This window comes from Azospirillum sp. B4, assembly GCF_000333275.1.
In the GTDB taxonomy this organism is placed as follows: domain Bacteria; phylum Pseudomonadota; class Alphaproteobacteria; order Azospirillales; family Azospirillaceae; genus Nitrospirillum.
The window spans coordinates 1-3,614 of record NZ_BACU01000317.1; the positions used below are offsets into that span (position 1 = coordinate 1).

Genomic DNA, 3,614 nt, shown 5'->3' on the forward strand with positions numbered 1-3,614 from the left:
GGTGGGAATGACCCGCTTCACCGGGTCCACCACCGCCACCGTGTTGGCGTCGGGCTGGCGCTGGACGCCCAGCACGATGGTGCGGGTGGTGCCGTTGAGCCAGCTGGCGGTCTTGTCGTTCTCCACCCCGTCGATGACGCTGGCCACATCGCCCAGGCGCACCGGCGCGCCGTTGCGGGTGGCGATGACCAGGTGGGCGAAGCTTTGCGCGTCGAACAGCTGGGTATTGGTCTCCAGGATCAGCTGCTGGGCGGAGCCGGAGACCACGCCCACCGGCGTGCTGGAATTGGCGGCGGCGATGGCGTTCTGCACCTCATCCACCCCGATGCCGCGGGCGGCCAGCGCCTCCGGGTTCAGGCGGATGCGCACCGCGAACTTCTGCGCGCCCCAGACCTGCACCTGCGCCACGCCGCTGAGGGTGGAGATGGCGGGGCTGAGCAGCGTCTCCGCGTACTCATCCACCTGGCTCAGCGGCAGGGTGGCGCTGCTCAAGGTCAGCAGCAGCACCGGCTGGTCGGCCGGATTGACCTTGCGGTAGCTGGGCGGCGTGGTCATTTCGATGGGCAGCCGGCGCTGCACCCGCGACAGGGCCGCCTGCACGTCCAGCGCCGCGCTGTCGATGTCGCGGTCCAGCTCGAACTGGATGTTGACCGTGGTGCTGCCCTGCACGCTGGATGACGTGATGCTGTCGATGCCGGCAATGGTGGAGAATTCCCGCTCCAGCTGGATGGCGACCGAGGACGCCATGGTGTCCGGGCTGGCGCCAGGCAGGCTGGCGTTGACGCTGATGACGGGGAAGTCCACGCGGGGCAAGGCAGCCACCGGCAGGTAGCGATAGGCCAGGATGCCACCGAAAATAAGTGCGGCCATCAGCAGGACGGTCATCACCGGCCGGCGGATGCAAAGCTCGGAAATGGTCACGTCCGCGCCTTTCCGCTGGCCTGGTCCGGTGCGGCACGGCCGACGCTGGCGCCGGTGGGCGCCACCACACCATCGGCCTCAAGGCCACCCTGGCCTTGACCAGGGGCCTGGCCGGGGACTTGGCCAGGAACCTTATTTGACGCACGCTCCGTCACCTTGGCGCCAGGCACGAGGCGCAGTTGCCCTTCAGTCACCACGCGCTCCCCGGCTTCGACACCAGCGGAGATGACGGCGCCCTGCTCGGCGAAGCGCGCCACCGTCACCGGACGCATGTCCACCGTGTCATCGGCCTTGACGACAAAGACATAGGGACCGGCCTGGCCCCGCTGCACCGCCACCGCCGGTACGGACAGCACGTCCGGCTCGGCCCCCAGGTGCAAGGTCACATCGACGAACTGGCCCGGCCACAGGGCGCGATCCTTGTTCTGGTACAGGCTTTTCAACTGGATGGTGCCGGACTGCTGGTCCACCGTGTTGTCAACGAAGACCAGGCGGCCGGTGGCGCTGACCAGGCCGTCCGTGGTCTTCACCGACACGGTGGGCGCCGTGCCCGTGCGCATGGCCTGGCGCACGGCGGTCACATGCCTCTCCGGCACCGTGAAGGCGACATTGATGGGCGCCACCTGCACCAGGGTGGTGAGGGTGGAGCCGCTGTCGCTGCCCTTCACCAGGTTGCCGGGGCGCAACTGGATGCTGCCCACCACCCCATCGATGGGGGAGCGGATTTCCGTGAAGGCCAGGGTTAGGCGCGCCTGGTCCACCGCGGCCTGGTCGGCCAGCACCGTGGCCTCCTGCGCCTTGGCGGTGGCGGCCGCCTGCTCATTCTGCTGAAGGGAGACGGCGCCGCGCGCGAACAGGCCGGCGTTGCGCTGGGCGTCCGACCGCGCCTGGGCCAGATTGGCCTGGTCGCGGGCCAGGTTGGCCTCCGCCTGCATCAGGAGGGCCTTGGGCGGGCGCTGGTCCAGCAGGAACAGCAGGTCGCCGGCCTTGACCTCCTGCCCCTCCTCCACCTTCGCCTCCATCAGTTGGCTGTCGATGCGGGCGCGCACCTGCACGGTGGAGATGGGCTGCACGGTGCCCACCGCCGTCACATCCACTGGCATGGCCCCCCGGCGGACACGCGTCGTCACCACCGGCACGGGGCCGTCATTGCCCTTTTGTCCCGACGGCTTCCCTGATGGAACGGCCGCCTCGGCCACGGAGGTGTCCTGCCCCGACTTGCCAGCCCACAGGCGATATCCGCCATAAAGGGCGACCAGGGCAAGGGCCATCGCGGCGACAGCCGTGGGACGCTTCATCAGAACTTCTCCGAAGACGGGCGGACATAGGGGATCAAGCCGGCGGGATCATGAGGCAAAACGGCGACAGTTGCGTTACCGCGCGCGAAAAACCGGCCAACCGCCGCCTTCCGGACGGCGGGCGGCATGCCCAGCCCTGTCAGTTCACGCGTCGGCATCTACGACCCAACCCTGCGCTGGCGGCCACGGCTGACCCTGCCCTTGGAAGCGGGCGGAACGTCGCGGCTCCCGGTTTTCGCAGTCTTATAAGAGATACACCCGCCCCCGGCACTATCCTTAAAGTCGGAGGGGCTTGGGGCAGCACCGCCCCAAAGGATGTACCTCGCCACCACTGGTAGCAAGCGTGCCGATGGGAGCCCGCTCCCAACCGCGCCGGACATAGCGCCCATCCCCGGCCGTGGCATCGACATCCCTTCGCAGGCCGGCCGGGATGGGGTACACCGGCGCCGTTTCCACATTCCGTTTTGCAAAGACCGTAAGGAGGCTTCTGAAACGATGCGCCGTTTGTTGCTGCTGTCCACCATCCTGGCGGGTTCGCCCGTCGTCCCGGCTTCGGCCGCCCTGGCTGCAGACGCGTCGTCCTCCTATACCGCCGACCATACCAGCGGCCGACATACCGACGATCCCCATACCACCGGCGGGCAGACCCCCGCCGCGCCGGCCGCCCCGCAGGCCCCCACCTCGACCGCTGCCGACGACACCCAGTCCCCCCTGGACCAGATCGTCGTGACCGCCACCCGCCGGGCCGAGGCGCTGCGCGATGTGCCGGCCAGCGTGTCCACCGTGTCGCGCGCCGATTTCGAGCAGAAGGGCGTGCTGTTCATCGGTGATGAGCTGACGGACCTGCCGGGCGTGCTGGTGTCGAAGAACGACATGGGCACCTACACCTCCATCACCCTGCGCGGCGTTCCCGCCAAGGTGCACAACGACACCCTGGTGGTGATGATGGACGGCGTGCCCTTCGTCACCGGCGATGACGAGGTGGACCTGGAACAGCTGCCCTTCGCGGCCGTGGGCCGGGTGGACGTGGTGCGCGGCCCCATGTCGGCATTGTATGGCCGGGGCGCCATCAGCGGCACGGTCAACTACCTGACCCGCGACGTGACGGCGGACCCGCTGCGCGAGGTGACGCTGCAGGCCGGCAGCGATGGCTGGCTGCATATCGACGCCCTGCTGCAGACCCCCACCGTCAAGGGCGGCGCCCTGCTGGTGGACGCGGGCCAGGAACGCGGCGACGGCTGGCGCGACCGCACCAGCCGGCGGGAACGCAACCTGTTCCTGAAGCACCAGCTGGACATGGGCGACGCCGGCCGCCTGACCGTCACGGCCACCTGGGTGGATACCCGCCAGGGCCTGGCCGGCGAACTGCCGGTGGACAGCCGGGGTGAACTGATC

Annotated in this window: 3 protein-coding genes; 1 reads left to right on the forward strand and 2 read right to left on the reverse strand. The window is 69.1% G+C overall.

The window, feature by feature from the left end; genetic code table 11:
• A partial coding sequence (locus I55_RS14090) for an efflux RND transporter permease subunit (RefSeq protein WP_044561221.1) occupies positions 1–921 on the reverse strand: 921 nt, incomplete at its 3' end.
• Positions 918–2,219 carry an efflux RND transporter periplasmic adaptor subunit gene (locus I55_RS14095; RefSeq protein WP_083901109.1) on the reverse strand — a complete coding sequence of 434 codons (1,302 nt, stop codon included), beginning with the start codon at positions 2,217–2,219 and terminating at the stop codon, positions 918–920. The genes I55_RS14095 and I55_RS14090, both read right to left, overlap by 4 nt.
• Before the next feature lie 495 nt (positions 2,220–2,714).
• On the opposite strand from I55_RS14095, the gene I55_RS14100 reads away from it, so the two are divergent.
• A partial coding sequence (locus tag I55_RS14100) for a TonB-dependent receptor (protein ID WP_159107194.1) occupies positions 2,715–3,614 on the forward strand: 900 nt, incomplete at its 3' end.

What these genes read in the sequence shown, in the direction of transcription:
- I55_RS14095 (WP_083901109.1), bottom strand. Translation starts at nt 2,219, where the DNA reads ATGAAGCGTCCCACGGCTGTCGCCGCGATGGCCCTTGCCCTGGTCGCC.